The following is a 26,315-nucleotide window of genomic DNA, read 5'->3' as shown; positions in this document are numbered from 1 at the left end:
ACCATTATTACAATTATGCTGCAATTGTTTTTGACGATTGACAAACCGGCAGCCCCCTCTTTAGAGTGACCGTTCCATGAACAAAGAACAGATAAAACAGCGGATGAAGGCGATTCTTGCCCTGGACGACCACCCGGCCAACATTGCCGCCGGGTTCGCGGTAGGGGTGTTTATCAGCATCACCCCGCTGTTTGGCATCCACTCCGCACTGGCCGTTGCAGCAGCCTTTATCTTTCGGCTCAACAAGCTGACCACCATCACCGGTTCCTGGGTAAACACACCATTAACGGTAGTGCCGATACTAATGGCCAGTTACCACCTGGGTGAATTTATGCTGGGGCGCGAGCCGCAGATAGTCTCCTTCTCGGTCCTTGATTGGCACCATTTGAAGGAGTACGCCTCTGCACTGTTTATCGGCAGTGCCATAGTCGGTCTGGTTGCCGCCCTGAGTTCCTACTTCCTCTGCTACTGGCTGGTGGTCCGCTTCCGCCGTAAAGATCCGGGCTTGGCAGAACTTACCCGTGAATCAATCACTGCCGGTGAAGATCTTGAGTTGGAACCGAAGCAGGTGAAGCATGACCCGTGAACGGATTATAGAGCGGGTACGTAAACTGCTGGCCCTTTCAAACAGCAGTAACGAACATGAAGCAGCCCTGGCTGCGGCCCACGCCCAGCGCCTGCTGGCTGAACACAACCTGGCCATGTCTGAACTGGAGGTTCAGGAAGAAGGGGCTGGCGAGGCGGAGCTGGTGGTGGCCAAGACCGTTGCCAAATGGCTGTCATCCCTGTTTGCCACGGTGGCCAATGCCTTTGACTGTTTTCCTATTGTCACAACAACCCATGAGAACAGCCGGTTACGTTTCATCGGGGTGGGAGAAGACCCCGGTGTGGCGGCCTGCACCCTGCAGTTTCTGATCAAGGAGCTGCGCAGGCTGGCCTCAGGCTATCTCAGCAGCCTGGAACTCCGTGACGACACGCTGCACCCCACTGATCGCCAGCGGGTCCGCAGCTCCTACCTGCTGGGCGGTGTGCATGGCATACGTCAGGCCCTGCAGGCCCAGAAGGCCCAGACCCCCACCACCAGCAAGGCGTTGGTGCCGATCAAGGATGCCTTGATCAAGCAGTACCGGGAAGAGCATATCGGCGAGCTGAGAACCCGGCGTAGTCGCAGCTCCACCGTTGTGTCAGAGGCATTCCATCAAGGCAGACAGGATGGCGCTTCTCTACGTTTACACCCCACCATGAAAACTCTCCCCAAGGAGTAACAACCAATGGACCTGTTCCATGCGGCCCTGCTGGGCCTGATTCAGGGCGCCACCGAAGTGCTGCCGATCAGCAGTTCCGGCCACCTGATCCTGATCCCCCGCCTGCTGGGCTGGCCCGATTCCGGGCTGACCTTTGACGTTGCCCTGCATTTTGGCACCTTTCTGGCGATCTTTTTTTACTTCCGCAAGGATGTGGTTAGCCTGGCTCAGGATGGTCTGACCGGCCTGTATCAGTCGGGCGCACAAAAGAGACTGCGCCTGCCCTGGATGATTGTGCTGGCCTCTGTTCCGGCAGCGGTGGTTGGCAAAACACTGGAAGAACCGATCGAGGCGCTCTTCCGCAACAGCCCCTTAATGATAGCCCTGACACTGATCCTGTTCGGACTGGGCCTGGGACTTTCCGACCGTTATGGCAAGCAACTTCATGATGTTGCCTCAATCACCCTGGGCACGGCCATGCTGGTGGGCTGTTTCCAGTGCCTGGCCCTGGTGCCAGGGGTGTCCCGTTCCGGCATTACCATCACCGCCGGACTGCTGCTGGGACTTGCCCGCACTGATGCCGCCCGTTTCTCGTTTCTGCTTTCATTGCCGATTGTATTTGGTGCTGCCCTGCTGAAAGGGATTCATCTGGTGAAGCATGGCATTGAACCGGGCATGGCCATGCCGATGTTGGTAGGGGTAGTGGTCTCGTCGATTGTCGGCTACATCAGCGTTGCCTTTTTGCTGAAGTTCGTACAGAACCGTACTCTCTGGCCCTTTGTCTGGTACCGTGTTGCTGCCGGGATTGGGGTTATGGCGTTGTTAGGGTCAGGCTTCCTGTAATGGGCAGCAACGCCATCAAAGACTGGCCGGAAGATGAGCGGCCACGGGAAAAGCTGCTCAAGCGTGGGGCTGCTGCCCTATCTGATGCAGAACTGCTGGCCCTGGTGCTGCGTACCGGTGATGCTGCAGCAGGCAAGAGCGCCATTGATCTGGGGCGGGAACTGCTGGAGCGGTTTGACGGCAACCTGCGGGAACTGGCCCAGGCTGAATTAAATGAGCTACAGCAGATCAAGGGGTTGGGGTTAGCCAAGGCCTCCTCAATCAAGGCAGCCTTTACGTTAGGAAGCCGCTTTCAGGCCCGACGGTTGGAGACGCTGGAACGGTTTACCTCACCGGCCCAGGTCTTTGACTTTTTTCACCATGAGCTGCGAGACAACCGCAAAGAACTGTTTCTGATCCTGCTGCTGGACGGAAAGAACCGGATTACCCGCAAGGTGCAGGTATCAGAAGGCAGCCTGAATCAATCCATTGTCCATCCGCGAGAGGTCTTTACCCCGGCAGTGCGGGAATCAGCCGCTGCCGTGATCTTCATCCACAACCACCCCTCCGGCGACCCGGCCCCCAGCCGGGAGGACCGCGAGATAACCCGCCGCCTGAAAGAGGCCGGTGAAATCCTGGGGATCAGGGTACTGGATCATATCATCATCGGGGATGGCGGCTACTTTAGCTTCGTGGAATCAGGACTGCTGTAAAACTACTGTTAAGGATGCCTTGTATCCGGGCTTCCACAGGACGTCTTACTTTCTAACTCTTCCAACAGCTCCAGTGCAAAATTCTTTGCCCGGCCAGCCGGGGCGATCACCCCGTAGGCCATGGCTTCCTTCAGTTCGGCGCTCCCGGCGCCGGCTTCCTTCGCCAGGGCGAAGTGTTTCTTCAGTCAGGTAGGGCAGCCGACTGCCACGGCACAGCCGACCCGGATCAGTTCACGGGTCTTGCTGTCCAGCACCTCTTCATACTCGAAATCGGCAAACAGTTTTTTTCTGATCTTCATGAACTATCCTCCAAGTACAGTCAGTGCCTTATCCACCGTGGCCTGTGAGGCAGCCACACAGTCGTTCAACCCCACCCCTTTGAAGGCGTTGCCGGTCAAGAGCAGACCGGGCAGGGTTGCCAATCGCCCTTCAATCGCCTCCAACCGCTTGCCATGGCCCACGGTGTATTGCGGAATTGCCTGCTGATGGCGAATAATCCGGCTAAAACAAGGGACTTGGGTAATCCCCATGGCCGCCTGCAGGTCATCCCGCACCCGCTGGAGAAGGTCCGCTTCCGGCAGCGCAATCAGTTCAGGACGGCAGGCACCACCGGCCATGCTGCGCAACAGTGCCATGCCACCTGGCGCCCGTTCCTCAAACATGCTGGAATCCCAGAGCGTGCCCAACACAGTACGCCCTTCTTCCTTGGGCACCAGATAGCCGAAGCCATCCAGCGGATGCCCCAGACCTTCGGTCTTGAAGCCACAGCAGACCACATTCAGGGTGGAGTACGGAATCTGACGCAGGATAGCAACCAGGTCAGCATCAACCCCTTCCAGTACGTCGGCGGCAGCAAAGGCCGGTGCTGCCGAGATCACAAGATCAGCCTGCAGGGTTTCTCCGCCTGTGGTCCTGACCTCCCAACCATCACCTACCCTGGCAACCGAAGCAACCGCAACACCGGTCCTGACCCGCTCCCCCAGCTGAGCAGCCAGGGTGTCGGTCAAAAACTGAATTCCTTCCTTGAATGAGGTCAGGGTGCCGCCAGGTCCGGCAGCAGAACTGCTGATCTTGCCTTCCTTACGCTCCTGCTTCTTTTTCTTTGCCAGGGCCAGCATGGCCACAAACAGGCCGCCGTATTCCCGTTCCAGCTCAGCAATGCGGGGAAAGCAGGAGATCAGCGACATGGTTTCAGGATCACCGGCAAAGATGCCGGATGCCATTGGCGCAATCAGTTTCTGCAGAGCCTCTGCCCCCAGACGGCGACGCCCAAAGGCAGCCAGGCTTTCGTCATTGCCCGGCGGGTTGGCGGCAAACGGCTCACCCAGCAACCGCAGCTTACCGGGCCAGGAAAGCAGGCGGCTCCTCAGGAAGGAAGGGCCGTTTTCAGGCAGGCGATGCAGTTCTCCGCCGGTAAAAATATAGCGTTTACGGGCATTATCGTTACTGCGGTGCAGACGCTCCGTTATCCCCAATGCCGCGCACAGCTCCAGGGTCTGGGGTTTGCTGTCCAGAAAACCGTTGGGGCCCCACTCGCAGAGAAAGCCTTCTTCGTGGACCGATTTAATCTTGCCGCCCGGCTGTTGCTCCTGCTCAAGCAGACAGAGATCAATACTCATTCCTGCCTCTCTGGCCCGCTTGTCCAGCAGCCAGGCTGTGGAAAGACCGGAGATACCGCCGCCAATCACCAGCACCTTTTTCATGATAGTCCTCTCGTACTGTGGTAACAAAGATAGTACGGTGGCCCCACGGGACTGTCAAGCAACGTTGACAGTTGGCCCAAACATGCCTAAATTGTTATAAGAATGGATGAAAGGAGCAGGTGAACATGGCACAGAAAGAATACTACGAGGCGCTGGGTGTTGCCAAAGATGCCTCAGCTGATGATATCAAGAAGGCGTTCCGTAAACTGGCGGTCAAGTACCACCCGGACCGTAACCAGGGCGATACAGCGGCAGAGGAGAAGTTCAAGGAGATCAATGAGGCCTATGCGGTACTCTCTGACCCGGAGAAGCGTAAAAAATACGACACGTTCGGATCTTCAGACTTCCACCAGCAATACAGCCAGGAGGATATCTTCCGCAACTTCGACTTTTCCGGCACCTTCAAGGATATGGGGATGGGCGGCGGAGAAGATATTTTCTCACGTCTGTTCGGAGGTGCTTTTGGTCGTGGGGGGGGACGGGGTTTCAGCAGAGCTCCGCGTCAGGGTGGGGATCTTTCACTGGCCGTTGATCTCGGGTTTCGTGATGCTGCCACCGGCGGCGAGCGGCTGGTGGCCTTCCGCCGTAACGGCCAGCGGGAAGAACTGAAGGTAAAGATTCCGGCCGGGGTTGATAACGGCAGCAGGATCAGGATTGCCGGTAAAGGGAGTGATGGAGAAAACGGCGGCCCCAACGGTGATCTCTATCTTGATATCCGGGTTGCCCATGACCCGGTCTTTACCCGTGACGGCGGTGACCTGTTTGTGGAGCGGACCATCCGTTTCAGCGAGGCCTGCCTGGGGGTCAGTCTTGAGGTACCCACCCTTGAAGAGCCAAAACGGATCAAGGTACCGGCAGGTATCCAGCCCGGCACCAAGATCCGTCTGAAAGGATGCGGCATCAAGGCCCTCGGCTCAAACGCCAAGGGAGATCTGTTTGTTAAGATTGCTGTGCATGTACCGGAAGGGTTGAACAGCAGCCAGAAAAAGCTGGTGGAAGAGCTGGCCAAGGCCGGACTGTAACCCCCTGCACTGTTCTATTGCAGTTTTATACTGTATTTTTGTATACTTTCAGTAAGGCAGTCTATCCCAACGGGGCGCTGTAAAACGGAATGGCGATCATGGATCCCCTGAGTAGCATCAGCAACAGTGGTTACGCGGCAGTAACACAGACTGGCAGCACCAGAAACGCGGAAGATCGTCAGGCTGCTTCCGGTGCTGAACAGAACACTACAGCCACGACCGCTTCAGGGATTAAACTTCCAGAAGACACCGTTACCCTTTCAGTCAAACAACCTGACACGAAATCGACTGAGAAAACCAGCGACAATACTGAGCCTGCTCAAACAGCCCCAAAACCGGGTGAAAAGACCACCGTCACCGGCCAGAGCATTGAAGATCCCGCCATCCAGGCACAGGTCGCAAAACTGAAACAGACAGAAGAAAAGGTTAAGGCCCATGAGGCAGCCCACAAGGCGGTGGGAGGAAACCTGGCCAGTTCTGCCTCCTACAGCTATACCCGTGGGCCGGATGGCCGCAGCTATATCACCGGCGGCGAGGTGCAGATTGATATGTCTGATGGCCGCACTCCACAGGAGACCATCTCCCGTATGCAGCAGGTAATCCGGGCTGCCCTGGCCCCCTCAGACCCGTCAGGCCAGGACCGGTCTGTTGCTGCTGCTGCAGCCAGTCGAATGGCAGAGGCGCAACAGGACAAAGTACAGGCTGACAGCGCCGCGCCTGAACAAGACGCCGCCCAGCCGGTTGATCCGGCCAAAGAGGCGATTGACGCTGCCCTTGCCCCTGAAAAATCCGGCGAGAGTAGTGCCCGATCAGGCTCCAAAACAACTGATGCACAGGTTAAAAATGCCTATGGCAACCCTGCCGTCCAAGACTCTGACTCTTCTTCATCAAACAGATCCAGTCGCAGCCAATCAAACCGTTCTGTACGCGACATCACCTCGCTGATCTCCTCCTTTGCCTGAGCCGCCTGTGTCCCGTACTGCCCTGGTCTACTCATCCCGCTTTGAACAGTTCAGCTACGGCAGCCACCACCCGTTTCAGCTGCACCGTTACGGTCTGGCCCTGGATCTGCTGGAGGCCTATGGCCTGCTTGATCTGCCCGACATGGAGCGCCGTGATTGTCGTCCGGTAACTGACGAACAGATTCTCAGCTTCCATACCCCGGCCTACCTGCAACGCCTGAAGGAGTTCAGCGCCTCCGATGAACCACGGGCAGATTTCATGTTCGGGCTGGGTGATGCCGATTGTCCGGTTTTTAAAGGACTCTATGACTATGCCGCACTGGGGGCAGGTGCCACACTGGAGGCCTGCCGCCTGATTGTGGAAGAGCAGTTTGACAGCGTGCTGTCGCTGGCTGGTGGCTGGCACCATGGCCAGCGCGCCAAAGCATCCGGATTCTGTTATCTGAATGATGCAGTGATAGCCATCAACTGGCTGCGGCAACAGGGACGCAGGGTGGCCTACCTTGATCTGGATGCCCACCACGGTGATGGCGTGCAGGAGGGGTTTTACGCAGATGACCAGGTGCTGACCATCTCGCTGCATGAAAGCGGGGTCTATTTCTTTCCCGGCACCGGCTTTGAGGATGAGACCGGCATGGGACCGGGGCAGGGCTACAGCGTTAACCTGCCGCTGCTGGCCCACACTGATGATCCTCTCTACATGCGGGCCTTTGATGAGGTGGTCTATCCGCTGCTGGCCGCCTTTAACCCTGATATCATCGTGGCCCAGATCGGTGCGGACGCCTTCCGCACCGATCCCCTGACCCGGCTGGAGCTCACCACCCATAGCTATGCCTACATCATGCGCAAGCTGCAGGCCCTGAAGATCCCCTGGGTGGCACTGGGGGGCGGCGGCTATGACCTGATGAACACCGCCAGGGCCTGGACCATTGCCTGGGGAGCCATGAATAGGGTGGCACTTGCGCCACGGCTGCCAGCAGCCTTCATCAAAAAGATCACCCAACAGGGCTATCCCCACACCATGCTGCTGGATGCACTGCACTGGGCTGATGAACATGACCGTGGTCTTGCACTGGACGCACTGGAGCGCAGTATCAACATCATCAAAAAGCAGGTCTTCCCGGTTATTATCGGCGGGGATCTGGCGGAGCTGATCTGATGCCGAAACTGCCGGGAAACAGCCCAATGCTAAGCCGGGATGGTCATCCACTGACCTCTCTGGCTGCCATCAACCGGCTGGACATTCTGGAAAAAGAGGCCCTCTACGCAAAACTGCTCCCCAAACGCCTGTTCCGGATACTGCAGCTTAACCCGTTCACGTTCTGCAATCCGGCAGAAGATCAACTGATACGGGTAATCGCGCCGGAAGGCCTGAGTTTCGTCAGGATTGAGGTGCGCGCCCGGCCTGAAGATACTGACGTCGTCTTCTTTGTTGAACTGAGTGACACGCAGTTCCACCAGATGGAACTGGCCTTCTGCATCATCTGCGACCCCACTGCCCCGCGCTTTGCGGTTGACGTAAATGAAGCCGGAGCGGTAAACTACTTTTCTTCCCAAGGCAGAAACCTGCCGGAGGAGGTGCGGGCCATGCAGGCCGGGCTGTTTCCTCACCAGACCAGGCGTGGTCTGCGGATGTTCGGTGAGTTCTTTACCTTGCTGGAACAGTTTACCGACAGCCTGGGAATGGAGATAATCATTGGAGAACCGCTCTCCTATGATAACGCCATCCGCTATGAACGTTACGGCTTTGATTACCTGACCGGCAAGCGGTTGATGCTGGAGATTGACCGTGAATTCCGGCCTGGAGGAAAACTGTACCAGCGGCTGGACGGCTCCAGCCCGTTCAGAATGCCGGGGATGGGGCAGACCGTGCGGGGTCGCAGTTGGGCTATCCATGACGGGATTTTGGATACCCCCTGGGATGAGATCAGAATCTACAAAATGATCGGCGCAGATGCCGGAATAAACACCTTTCCGGACCGCCGGATTGAGGAGCAACACTAATGCAAAACTGCATTGCACCAACCCCGCTGGACGGGATCACCTATTTTCAGCCTCCTGCAGAGTTCCACATCACCGGCCGCGATGGACGGGTTAACATTCCGTGGGAGTTTCCGATCCCCCTGGCAGAGGAAAGTTACCGTGCAGCCCTGGAGCATGGCGCACCCAGCTACGACCAGATCGGACAGGGAATGTTCTTTGCCCTGCGCCAGAACCCGGACTGCACCTACGGGATCGATTATGCGCGGGTACTGCAGACTGGCTATCCCCACATCATTGCCGAGATCGGCGGTGAAGCGATCATGCTGGATGCGAAAGAGGTTGACTCCCCATATCTGGATCGCAAGGTCAACCTGCTGAAGATTATGGCCCTGCTGGAACAGGACAATGCCGCACTGTGGCGCGAGATCGGCCGCACCCTGATGGAAAAAGGGAGCCGGATGGAAGCTGCCCACCTGGCGGTGCAGTCCTGGTACGGAGCAGAAAAATACCTGACCCGCTCACTTGAACTTGCCCCGGATGACCTACACACCCGCTATCAGCTTGGCGAAACCCACTATGTACTGGGGCATTATGATCAGGCCCTTGCGTTGTGGCAACCGCTGGTTGAACAACTTAAGGATGGAGAGCGCCGCAGTCTTGAGGCCCGCATTGCCGCTATCCAGCGTGGCGAGCTGCCCAAGGTACCGGCAGTGGATTACCTGACCGCCCTCTCTGTTGCCTTTGAGCAGCATCAGGACGACCAGTTTTACGAGGCAGCCGCCATTGTAGAGGATGTGCTGGAAGATGCCGTCTTTTGCGCTCAGTTTCCCATGGCCGGAGTCTACCACTTTCTGGAACAATGCTACCGGGCGGTCAACCTGACAGACAAGGCCGATGCCATACGGGGGAGGTGCTAGATGTTCGGCTTCAGCACCGCCGACTGGCTGTTTGTCGGTTTTATCCTGCTGGTGATCGCCTTTTGCGTAGCAATCAGCGACATGCGCAAAAAGAAGTCATGACCGAAGACCTGCCGGATACAGGGGAGTACCGTCCCCGCTCCCAGGCCATGGTGATGCTGACCGGCCTGTACCTGTTTCTGCTGCTGATGACCGTGATGAGTTATGGTCAGCCGGTGCCGCTCTTCGGTTTTCTGTTGGAAGACACACCGGCCCGGATTTTTATCGTGGTGGACAGCCTGGTCTGCCTGCACCTGTTTCTGGGACTGTTAAAACGACAGCGCCTGACCTGGTATCTGCTGCTGATCTATAATGGCTACGAAATACTGAACACCCTGCTTAATCTCTGGCTGGTGCCCCACAAAGAGCTGGAGCGTCTGCTGGAACGCCAGATTGACCCCGGCGGCATGCTGGTCAGCAATCTGGTTACTGTGGGCATTCTGCTCTGGATCAGCTGGGTAATCCGACGGCAACGGGAACAGTTCACCAACCATTCACCCTATCTGTTTTAACGGTGTAAGGATTATATGGGAAAAATACTGCTCATAGATGATGATCCTGCCTTCACCCGCTTGCTGGGCGACTATATTGCCGATCAATATCCGCTTTTAACGGTTGATATCTGCAACAATCCCCTGGAGGCGCTGGCTGCTATCCGTAAAGCCCCCTATGACCTGATTCTGATTGACTTTGAGATGCCCACCCTGGATGGCCGTAAACTGATGAATTTTGCCGTACAGTCCGGCATAGAAAAACGACGGATTGTGATCCTCTCCAGCCGTGATGCTGATTTCCTCCATGAGCAGTGCCCCATGGGCAGTTGTCTTGCCGTGCTCAATAAACATGAAGTACGCCAGAGGGCTGTATTGGATATGATCTTCAGCTCCCTGAGTCAAAAGTCGGTTCACGGAGAGTAAGCAGCTTTGCTGGCTCCGCACCTGTCAACCTGCTAAGGAATGTAATCAAATGTCCCCCAAGAAACAGAAAGAACAAAAACCTGCAACTCCTGCCCCATTTCGGAACAACCCTTTTGCCACACTGAAAGGAATTGTCGCTGAGGCAACACCAGCGCCAGATCCGGTTAAAAAGGTTGCCACGCCAAAGCCTGAACCGGCTGGGGAAGAACTGTTCAGACAGGCCATGTCCGGGGTTCGCCGACTGGATGATGACGCAACAGCTGCATCAGCAAAAAATGTGAGCAGAAAAAAACATGGGGTAGCTGCCAGCAGACCGCAAGACCTCTTAACAAAGCCACTGGCCAGAGAAGAGATCACCGCCCGCAAGACCTTTCTACAGGAGGTTGAAAAGCTGCAGCTGGATGTCCGCTTTGAAGACAGCCTGCCGGATGATGAATTACGCCCGCTAAACGGCAATCGCCTGCGTCAGCTCAAGCGGGGCATCATCCAGCTGGATCGTCAGCTGGATCTGCATGGTCTGACCCGCGAAGAGGCCGTCGAATCACTGGCGCCGTTTCTGCAGGCCGCCAGAACAGCTGGCGAAAAAGGAGTGCTGGTAATTACCGGCAAGGGTAACCACTCTGCAGAAGGCCCGGTTCTGCAACAGGTGGTGGCTGCCTGGTTGCGCGATCAAGGGCGCGACCTGATTACCGAATACGCCCCGGCTCCGCAAGAAATGGGCGGCAGTGGTGCTTTTGTCATCTTCCTGCGTCCCCTTGACAAATAGCCAGAAGAACTACTATATTCAGAAACAGATATATCAGAAGGAGGCTGTTGCCATGCCAATGTACGAATACCGCTGTCAATCCTGTAATCACCAATTTGAACTGCGCCAGAAGTTCTCTGATGCACCGGCCGCTGAATGCCCCCAGTGCGGCGGAGTCGTTGAGAAGATGATCTCCCAGACTGCTTTCAGCCTGAAGGGCGAAGGCTGGTTTAACTCCGGCTACTGCCCCTCAAGCGGCGGCCCCAAACCGGCAGCCTGCTCAGCCGGTGGCTGAGGCGTTTAAGATTCCGGCCGGGTGTCGGAACGATCCAAGGTTTGATCCCCTGATAACACTCATCAGGGGATTTTTTATTTTTTCACGGCATACCGGCTTTACAAGCAGCAGACCTGAACGTATCATATAAAGCAATTCTAAGGCATCGATTGGAGACAACTATGGCAGCACAGATAATTGACGGCAAGGCGATTGCAGCAAAGGTTCGTGAACGGATCGGCAGCACGGTTTCAACCCTGAAAGAGCAAGGGATTACCCCCGGTCTGGCGGTGGTGCTGGTGGGCGATGATCCGGCCAGCCGGGTCTACGTCGGCATGAAGAAGAAGATGTGCGTAGAGCTGGGTATGTATTCGGCTGACCATGAGCTGCCATCAACCACCACTGAAGCAGAGCTGCTGGCACTGATCGGACAACTGAATGCTGACCCACGGGTACATGGCATTCTGGTGCAGTTGCCACTGCCGGACCATATTGATACAGACAAGGTGCTGGAGGCGATCTCGCCGGACAAGGATGCCGATGGATTCCATCCCTATAATGTCGGACGCCTGATGATCGGCAAACCCACTTTTCAGCCCTGCACTCCCTATGGTGTGATGGTGATGCTTGATGAGATCGGCTATGACCTGAAGGGTAAAGAAGTGGTGGTGGTTGGTCGTTCCAACATCGTGGGCAAGCCGGTGGCGCTGATGTGCCTGTCACGCCACGCCACAGTTACCGTCTGCCACTCCCGCACCAAAGATCTGCCTGATGTGGTCCGCAGGGCTGATGTCGTCATCGCTGCAGTGGGCAAGGCAGAGATGGTCAAGGGAGACTGGATCAAGCCGGGAGCAGTGGTAATTGATGTGGGTATTAACCGGGTAGGCGAGAAAAAACTGGTGGGGGATGTGGAGTACGCCGCTGCTGCCGAGCGGGCCAGCGCCATCACCCCGGTGCCAGGCGGTGTGGGTCCTATGACCATCGCCATGCTGCTGCAAAACACACTGGAATCTGCCCAAAGGGCAGCAACGAGGTAAGCGATGAAAGTCCGCAAGGCAATCTTTCCGGTGGCAGGCCTGGGAACTCGCTTCCTGCCTGCCACCAAGTCATCCCCCAAAGAGATGCTGCCACTGATTGATAAGCCGCTGGTGCAGTACGTGGTTGAAGAAGCGGTGGCAGCCGGTATTGACCAAATTATCTTCGTGACCGGTCGCACCAAGCGGGCTATTGAAGATCACTTTGACAGTTCACCTGAACTGGAGAACCATCTGGAGGAAAAGGGCAAGGAAGAAACCCTTCAGGCCATGCGTGAGATCTCTGATCTGGTGGATATTTACTACGTGCGCCAGAAAAAGGCCCTTGGCCTGGGACATGCCATCCTCTGCGCCCGCGACTTTATCGGCAATGAGCCGTTTGCTGTCTTGCTGGGGGATGACATTATTGACGCACCAGCCAACCCCTGCCTAAAGCAATTGCTTGGCGTCTATGAGCATTACAAAGGCAGCGTGCTGGCCCTTGAGCAGGTACCGTTGAAGCAGATCTCCTCCTATGGCTGCGTAGCGGTTAACCGGATCACCGACCGGGTCATGGAAGTAACTGATATGGTGGAAAAACCGAAACAATCAGAAGCGCCTTCTGACCTTGCCATCATCGGCCGCTACGTACTGACCCCGGCCATCTTCCCGATTCTTGAGCAGCAGCAGCCTGGGCGGGGCGGCGAGATCCAGCTGACCGATGCCATAAAACGGCTGTCTCAGGATGAAGCGGTATATGGCTGTCTATTTGAAGGGTTACGCCATGACTGTGGAGACAAGCTGGGGTTTCTGAAGGCAACGGTGGATCTGGCACTAAAGCGGGATGAGTTCAAGGATGAGTTTACAGCTTACCTGAAGGGGCGACTGGGCTGTTAATAACAAAAATAGGGCGAGGCATTACTACCTCGCCCTATTTTTCATTCAGCAGCTTTTTAATCAGATTTTCGATCACCTTGCCGGCCTGATCAGAAAAACCCATAACCTGTTCTCGAACCAGGCCATTTTTATCAATTACATACAGCACCGGCAGTGCCCGCACCCCGTAATCTGAGCTGATCTTGCCACTGGCCATGACAATCTGGTACGGAATCGCGTTTCTCTCAGCATACTCCTTGACGGTCCGCTCGCCCCCTTCATCCACACTCATCCCCACAACCACCAACCCCTGTTTGCCATATTTGCGATGCAGTTCAGCAAGATGGGGGATTGACTCCCGACAGGGAGGACACCAGGTGGCCCAAAAATCCAGCAACACCACGGAGCCCTTGAGCCCTTCAGTGGAAATCGGTTGGCCTTTGATGGAAAAGGTCTTGAAGGCTGGCGCAGGCTGGTTACGGCGCGGTGCAGCATCTGAATCCAGCGGGGCCAGGCTTAGCAGAAGGGCTGTGACAACCAGCGTCACAGCCCTGAAAATGCGTTGATTAAACCGTACCACCATCCTAAAGGGCCTTGGCAATCAGGGCATCCAGTTGGGACTTGGGAACCGCGCCAACCACCTGATCAATCACCTTGCCACCTTTAAACAGGATCAGGGTAGGAATACCACGCACACCATACTTGCCCGGGGTTGCCTGATTGTCATCAACATTCACCTTGCCAACCTTTACCTTACCGGCATAATCAGCAGCAACGGAATCGATCAGTGGGGCAATCGCCTTGCAGGGGGCACACCAGGTAGCCCAGAAATCCACCAATACCGGCAGGTCTGATTGCAGTACATCACGATCGAAATTGGCATCGGTCAGAGTTAGAACGGCGTCACTGGCCATGGAAAGCCTCCTTAAGTTTGGTTAATGTATTCAACTTTTTGAATACTACCGCGTTTCAGAAAAAATGCAAGCAGGAAATCCTGCTATCCAAATCAACTGACGAAAAGCTGTTGACGCTGGTAATAGCCAGCCCTTACAATGCCTACCAGTATTTGGCAGACATTTTTTGTTTCTACTTAATGAGTTCCGGATATCACCTAATGACAGAAATTTCATTTTACCTCACCGTCGCACTGTACGGAGCCGCAACACTGCTCTATTTAAGTTGTCTGGTACGTGCAACCCCCTGTCAGGCAATCACAGCCCGTCGCGTACTTGTCATCGGTTTTCTGGCGCACTGCCTGGCGGTAATCCACCGCTTTATTGCAGCCGGACATCTGCCGATCACCAACATGCATGAATCGCTTTCATTCTTTGCACTGTCAATTGTCGGCATTTACCTCTACTTTGAAACCCGCTACAAAGTCAGCACCCTGGGATCATTTGTGGTGCCGTTTGCACTGTTAATCATTTCTGGAGCAGGACTACTGCCTACAACGATCAAGCCACTTAATCCGGCCCTGCAATCTGCCTGGATCTATTCCCATACCATTCTGGCCTTTGGTGCCTATGCCTTTTTCACCATATCCTGTGCCGTGGCGGTTCTGTTTCTGATTCAGTCCCATTTCTTGAAGAAAAAAAATCTGGGCAATCTGTTTTTAAAGCTCCCTTCACTGGATATTCTGGATGAAATCGGCTATCGCTGCCTGGCTTTTGGCTTTCCGATGCTGACCGTGGCGATCATTACCGGCGCCATCTGGGCCTCCCGCGCTTGGGGCAGCTATTGGTCCTGGGACCCCAAGGAGAGCTGGTCGCTGATTACCTGGTTCATCTATGCTGCACTGCTGCACGGCAGACTTACCACCGGCTGGCGCGGTAAACGGGCTGCTATCCTGACGGTTATCGGCTTTCTGATCATGCTGTTTACCTTTATCGGGGTCAATCTCTGGCTGCCCGGTCTGCACAGCTACACCTAAGGGACTCTAACCATGAACATTATTGTGGTTGGTCTGTCCCATAAAACAGCCTCGGTTGATATCCGCGAAAAAGTCGCGTTTTCTCCCAACAGCATCGAAAAACCACTACGTGAACTGGTGGCCCTTGAAGGCATTGTTGAAGGGGTTATTGTCTCCACCTGCAACCGGGTGGAAATCTACGCAACCACCCGGGATATTGCAGGCGGCATTGCCCGCATCCGGCGCTTTATGGCAGAGTACCACCATCTGGCCCATGACCTGCTGGAACCACACCTCTACAGTTTCCATGGTGAAGAGGCGATCCGTCACGTCTTCCGGGTGGCCTCATCACTGGATTCCATGGTGGTGGGCGAACCCCAGATCCTGGGACAGATCAAGACCTCTTACGGGTATGCTGCCGAGTACAAATCATCCGGCATCATTCTGAACCGCTTCCTACACAAGGCGTTTTCCGTTGCCAAACGGGTCCGTACCGAAACCAGGATCGCCTCTTCAGCGGTATCGGTCTCCTTTGCCGCAGTAGAACTGGCCAGAAAGATCTTTGGCAATCTGACCGACAAGACCGTTCTGCTGATCGGCGCTGGAGAGATGTGTGAACTGGCGGCCCGGCACTTCCTGACCAACGGTGCCAAGGGGGTGATGGTCACCAACCGCACCTTTGAGCGGGCACAGAAACTTGCCGAAGAGTTCAACGGAGAAGCCATTCCGTTTGAAGAGCTGTTTCTGCACCTGCACAAGGCCGATATTGTCCTGACCTCCACCGGCGCGCCCCATGCCATCATCACCCCTCCTGATCTTGAAGAGGTGATCAAACGCCGCAGGATGCGGCCGATGTTCCTGATTGACATTGCCGTGCCCCGGGACATTGATCCGGCGGTCAATGAGATGGATGCGGTCTACCTGTATGACATGGATGACCTGCAGCAGGTGGTGGCGGCCAACCTGGAAGGCCGGATGCAGGAGGCTGACAAGGCAGAAGCGATCATTGCCGAAGAGATCATCCAGTTTTACAAATGGGTCGGTACCCTTGAGGTAACCCCCACCATTGTGGCCCTGCGCAATCGTTTTGATGATCTGCGCAGGGCTGAGCTGGATCGCACCCTGGCAGGCTGGAAGGATGCCCCAGCGGATGCAGAAAAACGGCTGGAGGCGCTGACCAGCGCCTTTATGAACAAACTGCTGCACCAGCCCACCATGGTACTTAAAAAAGCGGGGCAGGGAAACCGTAACGACCTGTATCTTGATGCCCTGCGCGCTTTGTTTGATCTGGAACTTGGCACCACCGAAACAGATGATTCACTGGAACTTGAAGAATAACTGATCACAAGGAGAGAACAGACATGGCACCAAAACGCCTCCGCATAGGAACCCGCGCCAGCCAGCTTGCCCTCTGGCAGGCCAACTGGATCAAATCTGAACTGGAGCGGGTTTATCCCGGCATTGAGGTCGAACTGCTCAAGATCAAGACCATGGGGGACAAGATTCTGGATGTACCCCTGGCCCAGGTCGGCGGCAAAGGGCTGTTTGTCAAAGAGATTGAAGAGGCGATGCTGCGGGGGGAGATAGATCTGGCTGTCCACAGCATGAAGGATGTGCCGACTGAATTCCCTGAAGGACTGGGACTGGTGGTGACCACCAAACGGGAAGACCCCCGTGATGCCTTTATCTCTGACAAGGTAAAATTCAGTGAACTGCGTCAAGGTGCCCGGATCGGCACCAGCGCCCTGCGACGTCAGGCCCAACTGCTCAAGGCGCGGCCTGATCTTGAGATGGTGATCATCCGTGGCAATGTGGAAACCCGCATCCGCAAGCTGAAGGAAGACAATCTGGATGCCGTGATCCTGGCTGCTGCCGGTCTGAACCGACTGGGCTTTGCAGATGTGGCCACCGAACTGCTGGATGTGAATTTCTCCATCCCTGCCATTGGTCAGGGCGCCCTGGGGCTGGAATGCCGCCTGGATGATGCTGCCACCATTGAGGCGCTCTCATTCCTGAACCATGCTGATACCGCCGCCGCTGTAGCTGCAGAACGGGCACTACTGAAGCGCTGTGAAGGTGGCTGTCAGGTACCGATCGCAGCCCATGGCACGGTGAGTGGTGACACCCTGTCACTGGTTGGCTTCATTGCCTCAGTGGATGGCAAACAGACGGTGCGGGACAGCATCAGTGGTTCAACAGCAGATGCGGTCAAGATGGGAATTGAACTGGCAGATAAACTGCTGGCAGCCGGTGGCAAGGCAATACTAGAAGATGTCTATCAGCGTGAAATTGCCCACTAATCCGCTACAAGGCCGCCGGATACTGGTAACCCGCGCTGCGGAACAGGCGGCTGAGTTTACTGAACAGCTGCATCAACGTGGCGCTGTGGTGGTGGAATGTCCCACAATACAACTGGAGCCACCTGAAGCCTGGACCAATGTAGATGCTGCCATCCACGATTTATCCAGCTTTGACTGGCTGATCCTGACCTCGGTAAACGGGGTCAGGTTTTTCTTTACCCGGCTGCAGGAACTCGGGAGCGGCATCCATGACCTGCAGAGCTGCAAGGTTTGCGCGGTGGGACCAAAGACTGCAGAGGCGCTGCTGGAGCTAGGCATCACACCTGACCTGATGCCGGAACAGTTTACCGGTGAAGGCGTTGTGGCTGCATTTCAGGGGGTTGATCTACAGGGCAAGCGGATACTGTTTCCCAAGGCGGATGGAGCCAGAGAGCTGATCCCACAACAGCTACGCAGTATGGGGGCAGAGGTGATTGATCCGGTGGCCTACCGCAACATCATTCCCCAGGCCCTGCCTGACGCCGCCCGACAGGCACTGGGGCAGCACCAGCTTGCTGCTGTTGTCTTCAGCTCTCCCTCAACCGTTCGCAATCTGGCGGCATTGGTGGGCGGTGTCACTCAGCTGCAGACGATGCTGTCAGATCTGGCAGTGGCCTCCATCGGACCGGTGACCACCAAGGCCTGTCAGGAGTTGGGGCTTAGTGTTGCAGTGGAGCCGGAACAGGCGACGCTGGATAGCCTGACCAATGCGCTTGAGCAGTACTTTGCAAGACTAGAATAGCCGTCCAGACTGATATGTTGCCATTGCCATTGGCGATTCTGCTGATCTCAGTGACACCAACGTCTGTCAACCGCCCCAGAACTTCTGCCAGAGTGCCATGACAATCTCAAAGGCGATCAGGATGATGATGATCCATTCCAGGCGGGCGGAGCGGCGGGCATGGGAGAGGTTTGAAAAGACATCGGTTACATCCATCAGAGTTTCTGCCTTGTGCTTGATCTCCTGATAGCGGGGCCGCAGTTCAAACAGGCTGGAAATGGTTAGATAAAATCGGTCTGCCTCAGCGTCATCCCAGGTGCTTTCCGGCTTGTCCAGCACCATGATATGGGCGATGGAGGTGTATTTGAAGCCAAGTATCACCGAAGCCAGCTTGGCCAGCCGTTTGTCCGGCAGCTCCAACACCCCCTGGCCCAGGCGGTTGATCATGACGCCTACTTCATCAAAGACCGCATCAACATGTTCTTCAATCCGTTCCAGGGCAACCGACTTTGCAATCACAAAGCAGATAATCTCCAGCAGCTCCTGCTTGAACTCCGGCATACTGGCACTGTCATTGGTTATGGATGGTTCAGCAGCCGGATTGATCTCCAGCCGGTAGTCTTCACGGAAAGGGAGCTGGGGCTGTTCCTTTAGCTGCTCAAGGTGCTGCTTCAACCCTTCAATGCAGCGGGCAACAATGTCATCACTGCAGTTCAGAAAGACCATACCTCCAAAATAATAGAGGTAAACCCACACCCCGTCACCTGCTACAGAGGGGGTAAAGGTAACCGGATTCAGCCGCATCGGCTCTTCCCAGCGGTACTTGCGATCAATCCCCAATCGTGTTGCCAGACGGTTCAGATCAAGATCGCCACCAATGGCAAAGGCGGTACATTGATAGCGCATCATGGCAGGCAGCTCTCTGTTGCAAACAGCACCTGCACCCCAAACGCCTTTTCAAACAGGTCTTTTTTGGCGCTGGCGCCAAACAGCTCCACGGCCAGATCTTCGGTACCGGAAAGGGTCAACCGCACCAGACTACCTTCAACGCAGCATTGCAGGCCGCTGACCGTTGAGCAGCGTCGCCGGTCAAGGCCATCGGCCAACCGCAGGATGCCAGCCAGTTTGATCACCGTTGCCTGTTCCTTGACCGTGAGGCGCTGGAACTCGTCATGTTTCTTTTTTGGCAACGACTTACGGTGGTAACGGGCAATTACGGCGATCATTTCACGTTCACGAGGGGTGATGCCAAACAGGTCAGCATGGCGGATCAGGTGGCAGGAATGCTTGTGGTGGCTATGGTAACTGATGTAGTAGCCGATATCATGCAGCAGGGCAGCAGCCTCAAGCAGCACCTTCTCACGTTTTTTCAGGCCGTAGCTGTCGGCCAGCCCATCAAACAGGGCCAGCGACAGGGTTGCCACCTGTTGGGAGTGCATATCATCCATCTGACAGGATCTACCAAAACTGACCACCGATTCACGCCATGAACGGGGCGATGGGGCATCCGGTGCCATGCCGCGCCGCTTGATCGCCTCAACAATCATCCCTTCCCGGATACCGTGGCTGTTAACCAGCAGGGTGTTGGCATGAAACAACTCCATCATGGTATCCACCAGCCCGACACCGGCCACGATAATATCAGCCCGGTCCGGCGTAAGCCCCGGCACCTCACGGCGCCCCTTGAGGTCACGACGCTGCAGCATGGCCAGCAGATGCACCACCTCGGAACGCAGCACCTCCAACCCATGCACCCCTTCCACCGGGTTGCGGCGCAGTTGCAGGGCCATCTGGGCAATGGCGTTGATAGTGCCGCCGGAACCGATCAGGGTCGGCAGTACCAGCTTGTCACCATCCAGCTGTTTCTTGACCGTGTCCCGAATATGTTTCTGAAACTTGCGGTAGTCGGTGGAGCGGAGCGGATCTGCCTTCAGAAACTGCTCGGTCATTACCACCGCTCCCAGTTCAAAGGAGTAGAACTCCTCCACATGCACCCCTTGGGCGGTGATCAGCTCTACGCTTCCGCCACCAACGTCCAACACACCAAACCGTTTTCCGTGGGTATCAAAGTTGCGCAGGGCTGATTGGGCTGCCAGGGCTGCCTCTTCATCACCGGAAATAACTCTGATCTCACTGCCCAGCAGCTCGGAAAAGCGCTTGACCAACCGCGGACCGTTGGCTGACTTGCGCATGGCACTGGTGGCCACCGCATCAATCGCCTTGACCTTGAGTCCGGTTACCAGTTTATGCATCCGGGTCAGGGCCGCCTCGGCCCGTGCCACTGCAGCAGCGGAGATCTCGCCGGTCTCGGCAATCCCCTCTCCCAGCCGCACCGTATCCTTTTCATCATCAAGAATCCTAAAGCTGCCGTCTTGATTACATTCAACCACAATGCAGCGAATGGAGTTGGTACCGATATCTATGGCGGCGAGACGGTCTTTGGTCATCAGGATACCCCCTACAGTTCGAAACAATACACAATCGGCTTGGCATCCAGCAAACCGCACAGTTTTTGGAGCAGCTTACGCTGTTCTTTGGCAATACTTTTCAGCAGATTTTCCCGCACCGGTTCTTGCAAATCAGCTGCCCCCTGTAGCAGGGCTGCAATCACCGTCCGGTCATTCATATCACCCAAAAGAGACTGGTACTGACGCAACTGGTCCAGCAAGGTCTGCTGTTTGCCCCCCAGGACATCATAGAGCAGCTCGGTGAAATAGCGCCACTTCTTGACCGCTATCCGCAGAGCATGGCGTTCCTCTACCATCTCCGTGGCCGCCACCAACGGCAGCAGGGCATGGATCGGGTAGTAAAAGGCCAGATTGCGTTCAGACAACAGCGCCAGCAGCCCCTGCGAAGCGACATTGTCCGGTGTCACCAATGCAGCTGCCGCGGCACGGAACTGGCGTTCCAGCTTCATGCAATCAAGCGTTTCAAGTAAACGTCTGGCCTGGGCTGCCTCCTGATTCCGCTGTTGTCCCAATGAGGCAAGCAACGGTTCCAGCCCTTTTTCTCCGGTTTTTTCCAGGTAGAGTATGGTCTCATCCAGATTTCGAACCAGACCAAGTTCACGGGTCAGACGCCTGATCGGACGCCGCAGACGATCCATCCGCTCTGTTCCGATAAACGGCCCCAGCTGTTCAACCGCTCCACGCAGACGGCGGCTGGCCACACGAAGATCATGGATATGATCAACATCAAAACAATTCAGGGTCTGGTGGCGTAATTGCAGGAGATCATCCCAACGGGTGATAAGACTGGTGGCAAAGGCCTCCAGCAGCTGACGGCTGCCGGGTAACGGCTGCTGAACCGTTCTATGCTGACTATTCGACGGAGACAAGGACTTTCTTTGCCGAACTGATCAGCTTGCCGCCGACTGGTGCGAACCAGAGAAAACGGGCCGGTTTGCCCGGCTTCGGACGCGGTTCCAGACAGAGACAGCTACCTTTGCTCAATCCAGACACCGGCTCTTTACCCAGCAACAGGGCTGCGGCCTGACTCAGCAACGGCTCATGTCCCACCAGCATGATACTCTTACTCTTATGCCGATTGTTAAGCAGCTCAAGCACCTGTTCAGCAGTTGATTCAGGCGCAAGCCGACTATCGGCAGACAACTCAGCATGGCTGCCGACTTCAGCCATCATCAGTTCTGCAGTCTGCACAGCCCGGGTCAAAGGGCTGGTAATAATCAAATCAGGCCGCACCCGCTTTTTGTGCAGGCGACAGGCAGCCTTCTGCATGGCCTTACGCCCTTTCTTGGTCAACCAGCGGGTCCCATCTTCAAGCCCTTCAACCGGTTCCACCGCCTCTGCATGCCGTACCAGATAGATCTCCATCAGCAGTCTCCTTTTCGTAGAGTCTAACGTATTTTGCCAAGAGCACAAGTCCCTCAGGCCGCCGGAAGTATTACCGTAAAGGTGCTGCCTTGGCCTGCCTCGCTGGAAACCGCGATCTCACCGCCATGCAACTGGACAATATGTTTAACAATGGCCAGCCCCAGGCCGGTGCCGCCCTGTTCCCGGCTGCGTCCTTCATCCACCCGGTAAAACCGTTCAAAAATCCGGTTCAGGTCCTTGGCCGGGATACCGATGCCGGTGTCGCTGACTTCGATTACCACCCTCTTGTTTTCCTGGCGGGTCCGTATCGCAATATCGCCGCCATCCGGGGTGTACTTGATGGCATTATCCAGCAGATTCAGCAGCACCTGTTCCAGCTGCCCCTGGTCTGCCAATACCTTGGGCACTGATTCCGGGCAGACAGCAGTCAGCCGGATCCCCTTGGTACGGGCATGATCCTCCATCAGCATCTGAGCCTTGCGAATGGTTCCGCACAGATCCAGTGGATGCAGAGCCAAGGCGGCATCCCGCGCTTCAAGCTTGGACAGGGTCAGTATATCATTGATCAGGTTGGTCAACCGTTCGGCATGACCGGCGATAATGGAGACAAAGTGACGCCCCCGTTCAGGTACATCCTCCAGTGCGCCATCCAGCAGGGTCTCGGCATAGCCTTTGATGACCGCCACCGGGGTGCGTAGTTCATGGGAAACATTTGCCACAAAATCACGGCGCATGGTCTCAATCCGCTTCATGTCACTAATGTCATGGAAGACCGCCACGGTGCCGCGCTTGCCATGCTCTCCAGACAGCGGCACCCAGTGGGCCATCAGCACCAGATTAGTGGCAGGAATGGTAATCTCGCAGGTCACTTCATCACCTGACTCACGCTGTTCCTCAAAGGCGTGCAGCAGATCAGGATGTCGACAGACCTCCACCAGCGGCCGTCCTTCCACCTCGCCAGGCAGACCGAACTGCTTACGGAAGGCCGGGTTAACCAGAATAATAGCCCCCTGGGTATCGGTCACCATCACCCCTTCACCCATGCCACGCAGGATGGCAGCCAGGCGCTGTTGTTCAGAGGTCAACTTATGCATCTGATCTTCAATCCTGGCAGCCATCTCATTCAGTACCCGGGCCAGATAATCGATCTCCTCACCTTTACCGGTGGGCACCCGTACGCCCCGCTCACCAATACCGATTCTTGCCGCAGCATCGGCGATCTCACGAAGCGGACGGGCCGTGATCTTGGAAAAAATGACGCTTAAAATCAGCGAGATGATCAGCAGAGCAATCAACGTACCGCCCAGCAGGCCATGCAGGGTGTCTTTAGCAGCATCAAACGACTCAAGGGGCAGGGCCAGCCGAAGCACCGCGGCCTGATCGCTTGCAACCGGCAGGGCCACGTACAGCATGGTGGCCCGTACCGTTTCAGAATAGCGAATGGCGCTGCCGCTGCCGGTCTTCAGGGCCTGTTGCACCTCTGGGCGCATCAGGTGGTTGTCAATGCCGAACAACTGGTCATCACGCAAATCAGATTCACCCAGCACACGGCCGTCGACTGCAATCAGGGTAACCCGGGACTTAATCGCCGCCCCTAGTTTGTGAGCCAGTTTCTGGGCAGGTTGGCCTTTTTGTTGTTCTAGCAGTAACTTGGCCAGTCGGGCCTGCTGCTGCAAATTGGAGCGGCTCTCTTCAACCAGCCGCTGTTCCAGCAAATGGTTGACATAGCCGAACCCGCCGCCTGAAATCAGCAGAGAAAGCACAATATAGGACAGAAACAACTTCCAGCGAAATGACATGGTCTACTCCTCCAGCTTATAGCCAAAGCCACGCACGGTTTTAATCATATCACCGGCATCCCCCAGCTTGTTCCGCAGACGGGTTACATGGGTATCCACGGTACGGGTATCACCCACAAAATTATAGCCCCAGACATCCTGTAGCAGCAGTTCACGCTTCATGACCCGCCCGTTATGCTCAGCCAGGTAGAGCAGCAGCTTGTACTCTGTGCTGGTTAGCTCTATCTCGACACCGGCCACGGTCACCCGGTGGCTGCCACAGTCAATGACAATCGTCCCCATGGTGATCTGCCGTTCCGAGTTGAGCGGCTCCTGACCGCTGCGTCGCAGGATGGCACGAATCCGCAACATCAGCTCCCGCATGGAAAAAGGTTTTACAATATAGTCATCCGCTCCCATCTCAAAGCCCACCACCCGGTCAATCTCGTCACCCCGGGCAGTCAGCATCAGCACCGGAATGCCACGGGTCTTGTCACTATGCCGCAGTGATGAGCAGACCTCGGTACCCATCATGCCGGGCAGCATCAGATCCAGCAGAATCAGATCCGGCAGCTCCCGCCGGGCAGTCTCCAACCCTTCCAGGCCGGTTCCGGTCACCAGCGCCTGATAGCCCTCTTTTTCCAGGTTATAGGCCAGCAACTCCGCCAGATCACGTTCATCCTCAACAATCAATACCTTCTTCATAATGGTCATCTCCTGTGCCACCAAACCAGAAAACAGCTTATTTTTAGATTGTAACAGTATCAGAGCAAGGTTACAGACTTGTTACACCAGTGCAAACAGTTTGTGGCAGAATACAAAAAGGCTGCCTCCAAACAGAAGCAGCCTTGTACAGACCATTATTCTCCACAGTAAACACTCAGCCAAGCAGCGGCAGCAAGACCTGATAGGTCATAAAGGCAACCAACGCCGCTGCCGGAATGGTTAGCACCCAGGCCCAGACAATCCGCTTGGCAACATTCCAGTTGACCGCGGTCAACCGCTTGGAGACACCAACACCTAAAATGGTTGAGGTGATCACATGGGTGGTACTGACCGGCATACCAATGGATGAAGCCCCCAGAATAACGCCAGCTGCTGCGGTTTCAACGCAAAACCCATGCACCGGCTGCAATTTAACGAAATCCTTGCCGATGGTTTTGATGATCCGCCAGCCGCCGGCAGCAGTACCCAAACCCATGGCAATAGCGCAGGAAACCTTGACCCAGGTAGGGACCTCAAAGGAGGGGATCAGGCCATAGGAAAGCAGGGCCATGGTGATAACACCCATGGATTTCTGGGCATCTGCCGTGCCATGTGAAAAGGCCATAAACGCAGCAGAGGCCACCTGTAACTTACGAAAATTCTTGTTCAGCGGACCTGGGTTACTATCACGAAAAAGACGCATAACAACCATCATGAATAAAAAGCCGACGGCAACACCGATGATCGGCGAAAGAATCAAGGCCATCACGATCTTTTGCAACCCCTTCCAATGCAAGGTAGCAGCACCGGAATGGGCAATAACCGCCCCCATGATACCGCCAATGATGGCATGGGAGGAGGATGACGGCATGCCGTAGTACCAGGTGATCAGGTTCCAGATAATAGCACCCATAATACCGGCAAAGACCACCAGCTGAGTAATATGGTTGGCATCCACAATACCTTTACCGATGGTTGATGCCACCTTGGTAGAAACCATGGCTCCGGCAAAGTTCAGAAACGCAGCCATGATGATCGCAGCCTTGACCGACAGGGCGCGGGTAGAGACACAGGTGGCGATGGCGTTGGCGGTGTCATGGAAACCGTTGATATAATCAAAGGCCAGTGCGGCAACAACCACCAGCACCAGCATGATCAAGGCAAGATCAGGCATTTTTCACTACCACGCTTTCCAGAATATTGGCAGCGTCTTCACACTTGTCTGTGGCTTTTTCAAGGGTTTCGTAGATCTCTTTCCACTTGATCAGGTTGATCGGATCTTTTTCCTCATCAAACAGACGGCTGATCGCCTCACGACAGACCCGATCAGCCTCGTTTTCCAGGGCATTGATCTCAACACAGCAGTCATTGATATCTTCGAACTTGCCCCCCAAATGCTTCAAGGCACGCTCAACGGTCTGACAGCACTTCAGGATGATAAAGGCCAGTTGCTGTGCCTCCGGGGTCGGCTTCTCAACATTGTACATCACAAAGCGCTGGGCCGAGGCATCGATCAGGTCAAGGATATCATCCAGTTTCGAGGCCAGGGAATAGATATCTTCGCGGTCAAGGGGGGTAATAAAGGTCTTGTTGAGAGTCTTAATGATCAGGTGGGTCTGGTTGTCACCTTTGTGTTCGGTATCCTTAATCTGGCGCTGGCTGGTAAGCGGATCAACATAATCATCTAGCATCACCTTCAGTTGCTGGGCACCTTCGGTAATTATCACGCCCATATCCTGAAACATCTTAAAAAACTTCTCTTCCTTCGGGATTAATCAAAACATGCTCCTCTCCTTTTTA

At 55.6% G+C, this 26,315-nt stretch carries 31 protein-coding genes; 19 read left to right on the top strand and 12 right to left on the bottom strand.

What is annotated here, in order from left to right:
• The first annotated feature begins 76 nt into the window (after nucleotides 1–76).
• Genes OEL57_RS00685 through radC form a run of 4 tightly spaced genes read left to right on the top strand, consistent with a single transcriptional unit; the run spans nucleotide 77 to nucleotide 2,779 of the window.
• Nucleotides 77–586, top strand: a complete 510-nt coding sequence (locus OEL57_RS00685; RefSeq protein ID WP_300735792.1) for a DUF2062 domain-containing protein — start codon at nucleotides 77–79, stop codon at nucleotides 584–586.
• Nucleotides 576–1,265 (top strand): DUF7168 domain-containing protein, encoded by a 690-nt coding sequence (locus OEL57_RS00680; protein ID WP_300735791.1) that lies wholly within the window; start codon nucleotides 576–578, stop codon nucleotides 1,263–1,265. The genes OEL57_RS00685 and OEL57_RS00680 overlap by 11 nt, the downstream gene beginning before the upstream one ends.
• A gap of 6 nt (nucleotides 1,266–1,271) precedes the next feature.
• Nucleotides 1,272–2,087 carry an undecaprenyl-diphosphatase UppP gene (gene uppP / locus OEL57_RS00675; RefSeq protein ID WP_300735790.1) on the top strand — a complete coding sequence of 272 codons (816 nt, stop codon included), beginning with the start codon at nucleotides 1,272–1,274 and terminating at the stop codon, nucleotides 2,085–2,087.
• On the top strand, nucleotides 2,087–2,779 hold the full coding sequence (gene radC, locus OEL57_RS00670) for a RadC family protein (protein ID WP_300735789.1): 693 nt from the start codon (nucleotides 2,087–2,089) through the stop codon (nucleotides 2,777–2,779). The genes uppP and radC overlap by 1 nt, the downstream gene beginning before the upstream one ends.
• An 8-nt stretch (nucleotides 2,780–2,787) precedes the next feature.
• Here radC and OEL57_RS00665 read toward each other — a convergent pair whose 3' ends face one another.
• The gene (locus OEL57_RS00665; RefSeq protein ID WP_300735788.1) at nucleotides 2,788–3,078 is read right to left on the bottom strand and encodes a GSU3128 family (seleno)protein; all 291 of its coding nucleotides are present in this window, start codon (nucleotides 3,076–3,078) and stop codon (nucleotides 2,788–2,790) included.
• 3 nt (nucleotides 3,079–3,081) lie between these two features.
• On the bottom strand, nucleotides 3,082–4,482 hold the full coding sequence (gene hemG, locus OEL57_RS00660; protein WP_300735787.1) for a protoporphyrinogen oxidase: 1,401 nt from the start codon (nucleotides 4,480–4,482) through the stop codon (nucleotides 3,082–3,084).
• A gap of 125 nt (nucleotides 4,483–4,607) precedes the next feature.
• Here hemG and OEL57_RS00655 point away from each other — a divergent pair, with 125 nt between their 5' ends.
• From OEL57_RS00655 to galU, 11 genes are all read left to right on the top strand, one after another.
• On the top strand, nucleotides 4,608–5,504 hold the full coding sequence (locus OEL57_RS00655; RefSeq protein WP_300735786.1) for a DnaJ C-terminal domain-containing protein: 897 nt from the start codon (nucleotides 4,608–4,610) through the stop codon (nucleotides 5,502–5,504).
• Nucleotides 5,505–5,602: 98 nt separating this feature from the next.
• Complete coding sequence (locus OEL57_RS00650; protein ID WP_300735785.1) at nucleotides 5,603–6,466, top strand: putative metalloprotease CJM1_0395 family protein; 864 nt, start codon at nucleotides 5,603–5,605, stop codon at nucleotides 6,464–6,466.
• Nucleotides 6,467–6,473: 7 nt separating this feature from the next.
• On the top strand, nucleotides 6,474–7,625 hold the full coding sequence (locus OEL57_RS00645; protein WP_300735784.1) for an acetoin utilization protein AcuC: 1,152 nt from the start codon (nucleotides 6,474–6,476) through the stop codon (nucleotides 7,623–7,625).
• On the top strand, nucleotides 7,625–8,470 hold the full coding sequence (locus OEL57_RS00640; protein ID WP_300735783.1) for a hypothetical protein: 846 nt from the start codon (nucleotides 7,625–7,627) through the stop codon (nucleotides 8,468–8,470). The genes OEL57_RS00645 and OEL57_RS00640 overlap by 1 nt, the downstream gene beginning before the upstream one ends.
• Complete coding sequence (locus tag OEL57_RS00635; RefSeq protein ID WP_300735782.1) at nucleotides 8,470–9,366, top strand: tetratricopeptide repeat protein; 897 nt, start codon at nucleotides 8,470–8,472, stop codon at nucleotides 9,364–9,366. The genes OEL57_RS00640 and OEL57_RS00635 overlap by 1 nt, the downstream gene beginning before the upstream one ends.
• A gap of 98 nt (nucleotides 9,367–9,464) precedes the next feature.
• Complete coding sequence (locus OEL57_RS00630) at nucleotides 9,465–9,917, top strand: hypothetical protein (RefSeq protein WP_300735781.1); 453 nt, start codon at nucleotides 9,465–9,467, stop codon at nucleotides 9,915–9,917.
• Between the two features lie 15 nt (nucleotides 9,918–9,932).
• Nucleotides 9,933–10,322: a response regulator gene (locus tag OEL57_RS00625; RefSeq protein ID WP_300735780.1), complete on the top strand. Its 390-nt coding sequence runs from the start codon at nucleotides 9,933–9,935 to the stop codon at nucleotides 10,320–10,322.
• A gap of 49 nt (nucleotides 10,323–10,371) precedes the next feature.
• On the top strand, nucleotides 10,372–11,088 hold the full coding sequence (locus OEL57_RS00620; RefSeq protein ID WP_300735779.1) for a Smr/MutS family protein: 717 nt from the start codon (nucleotides 10,372–10,374) through the stop codon (nucleotides 11,086–11,088).
• 52 nt (nucleotides 11,089–11,140) lie between these two features.
• Nucleotides 11,141–11,362, top strand: coding sequence for an FmdB family zinc ribbon protein (locus tag OEL57_RS00615; protein ID WP_300735778.1), 222 nt, complete (start codon nucleotides 11,141–11,143; stop codon nucleotides 11,360–11,362).
• 161 nt (nucleotides 11,363–11,523) lie between these two features.
• A complete protein-coding gene (gene folD / locus OEL57_RS00610; protein ID WP_300735777.1) occupies nucleotides 11,524–12,378 on the top strand; it encodes a bifunctional methylenetetrahydrofolate dehydrogenase/methenyltetrahydrofolate cyclohydrolase FolD in 855 nt (284 codons plus the stop codon).
• Nucleotides 12,379–12,381: 3 nt separating this feature from the next.
• A complete protein-coding gene (galU, locus tag OEL57_RS00605; RefSeq protein ID WP_300735776.1) occupies nucleotides 12,382–13,251 on the top strand; it encodes a UTP--glucose-1-phosphate uridylyltransferase GalU in 870 nt (289 codons plus the stop codon).
• A 34-nt stretch (nucleotides 13,252–13,285) separates the two neighbouring features.
• On the opposite strand, the gene OEL57_RS00600 is transcribed toward galU, so the two are convergent.
• Both OEL57_RS00600 and trxA read right to left on the bottom strand, forming a co-directional pair.
• The gene (locus OEL57_RS00600) at nucleotides 13,286–13,777 is read right to left on the bottom strand and encodes a TlpA disulfide reductase family protein (RefSeq protein ID WP_300735775.1); all 492 of its coding nucleotides are present in this window, start codon (nucleotides 13,775–13,777) and stop codon (nucleotides 13,286–13,288) included.
• Nucleotides 13,778–13,814: 37 nt separating this feature from the next.
• A complete protein-coding gene (gene trxA / locus OEL57_RS00595; RefSeq protein ID WP_078789640.1) occupies nucleotides 13,815–14,144 on the bottom strand; it encodes a thioredoxin in 330 nt (109 codons plus the stop codon).
• Nucleotides 14,145–14,344: 200 nt separating this feature from the next.
• Between trxA and ccsB the strand changes: the two genes are divergently transcribed.
• From ccsB to OEL57_RS00575, 4 genes are read left to right on the top strand one after another with little or no spacing between them, the layout of a single operon-like run.
• Nucleotides 14,345–15,160: a c-type cytochrome biogenesis protein CcsB gene (ccsB, locus tag OEL57_RS00590; protein WP_300735774.1), complete on the top strand. Its 816-nt coding sequence runs from the start codon at nucleotides 14,345–14,347 to the stop codon at nucleotides 15,158–15,160.
• A gap of 12 nt (nucleotides 15,161–15,172) precedes the next feature.
• Entirely contained in the window at nucleotides 15,173–16,477 is a 1,305-nt protein-coding gene (gene hemA / locus OEL57_RS00585; RefSeq protein WP_300735773.1) for a glutamyl-tRNA reductase, read from the top strand.
• A 23-nt stretch (nucleotides 16,478–16,500) separates the two neighbouring features.
• A complete protein-coding gene (hemC, locus tag OEL57_RS00580) occupies nucleotides 16,501–17,439 on the top strand; it encodes a hydroxymethylbilane synthase (protein ID WP_300735772.1) in 939 nt (312 codons plus the stop codon).
• Nucleotides 17,423–18,220 carry a uroporphyrinogen-III synthase gene (locus OEL57_RS00575; protein ID WP_300735771.1) on the top strand — a complete coding sequence of 266 codons (798 nt, stop codon included), beginning with the start codon at nucleotides 17,423–17,425 and terminating at the stop codon, nucleotides 18,218–18,220. The genes hemC and OEL57_RS00575 overlap by 17 nt, the downstream gene beginning before the upstream one ends.
• Before the next feature lie 66 nt (nucleotides 18,221–18,286).
• Here the strand turns inward: OEL57_RS00575 and OEL57_RS00570 are convergent, their stop codons facing one another.
• The 8 genes from OEL57_RS00570 to OEL57_RS00535 form a co-directional block, all read right to left on the bottom strand.
• On the bottom strand, nucleotides 18,287–19,108 hold the full coding sequence (locus OEL57_RS00570) for an RMD1 family protein (protein ID WP_300735770.1): 822 nt from the start codon (nucleotides 19,106–19,108) through the stop codon (nucleotides 18,287–18,289).
• Nucleotides 19,105–20,646, bottom strand: a complete 1,542-nt coding sequence (locus OEL57_RS00565) for a Ppx/GppA phosphatase family protein (protein WP_300735769.1) — start codon at nucleotides 20,644–20,646, stop codon at nucleotides 19,105–19,107. The genes OEL57_RS00570 and OEL57_RS00565 overlap by 4 nt, the downstream gene beginning before the upstream one ends.
• 11 nt (nucleotides 20,647–20,657) lie before the next feature.
• Nucleotides 20,658–21,536, bottom strand: coding sequence for a CHAD domain-containing protein (locus tag OEL57_RS00560; RefSeq protein WP_300735768.1), 879 nt, complete (start codon nucleotides 21,534–21,536; stop codon nucleotides 20,658–20,660).
• The gene (sixA, locus tag OEL57_RS00555; RefSeq protein WP_300735767.1) at nucleotides 21,520–22,032 is read right to left on the bottom strand and encodes a phosphohistidine phosphatase SixA; all 513 of its coding nucleotides are present in this window, start codon (nucleotides 22,030–22,032) and stop codon (nucleotides 21,520–21,522) included. The genes OEL57_RS00560 and sixA overlap by 17 nt, the downstream gene beginning before the upstream one ends.
• A gap of 53 nt (nucleotides 22,033–22,085) precedes the next feature.
• A complete protein-coding gene (gene pnpS, locus OEL57_RS00550; RefSeq protein WP_300735766.1) occupies nucleotides 22,086–23,831 on the bottom strand; it encodes a two-component system histidine kinase PnpS in 1,746 nt (581 codons plus the stop codon).
• A 3-nt stretch (nucleotides 23,832–23,834) separates the two neighbouring features.
• Nucleotides 23,835–24,515, bottom strand: coding sequence for a winged helix-turn-helix domain-containing protein (locus tag OEL57_RS00545; protein WP_300735765.1), 681 nt, complete (start codon nucleotides 24,513–24,515; stop codon nucleotides 23,835–23,837).
• Between the two features lie 175 nt (nucleotides 24,516–24,690).
• A complete protein-coding gene (locus OEL57_RS00540) occupies nucleotides 24,691–25,689 on the bottom strand; it encodes an inorganic phosphate transporter (protein ID WP_300735764.1) in 999 nt (332 codons plus the stop codon).
• Complete coding sequence (locus tag OEL57_RS00535; protein WP_300735814.1) at nucleotides 25,682–26,287, bottom strand: DUF47 domain-containing protein; 606 nt, start codon at nucleotides 26,285–26,287, stop codon at nucleotides 25,682–25,684. The genes OEL57_RS00540 and OEL57_RS00535 overlap by 8 nt, the downstream gene beginning before the upstream one ends.
• Nucleotides 26,288–26,315: the final 28 nt, after the last annotated feature.

It is taken from the genome of Trichlorobacter sp., assembly GCF_030247655.1.
GTDB lineage: Bacteria > Desulfobacterota > Desulfuromonadia > Geobacterales > Pseudopelobacteraceae > Trichlorobacter.
The sequence above is the reverse complement of the archived record's forward strand: the minus strand, read 5'-3'. Positions and strand labels throughout refer to the sequence as shown.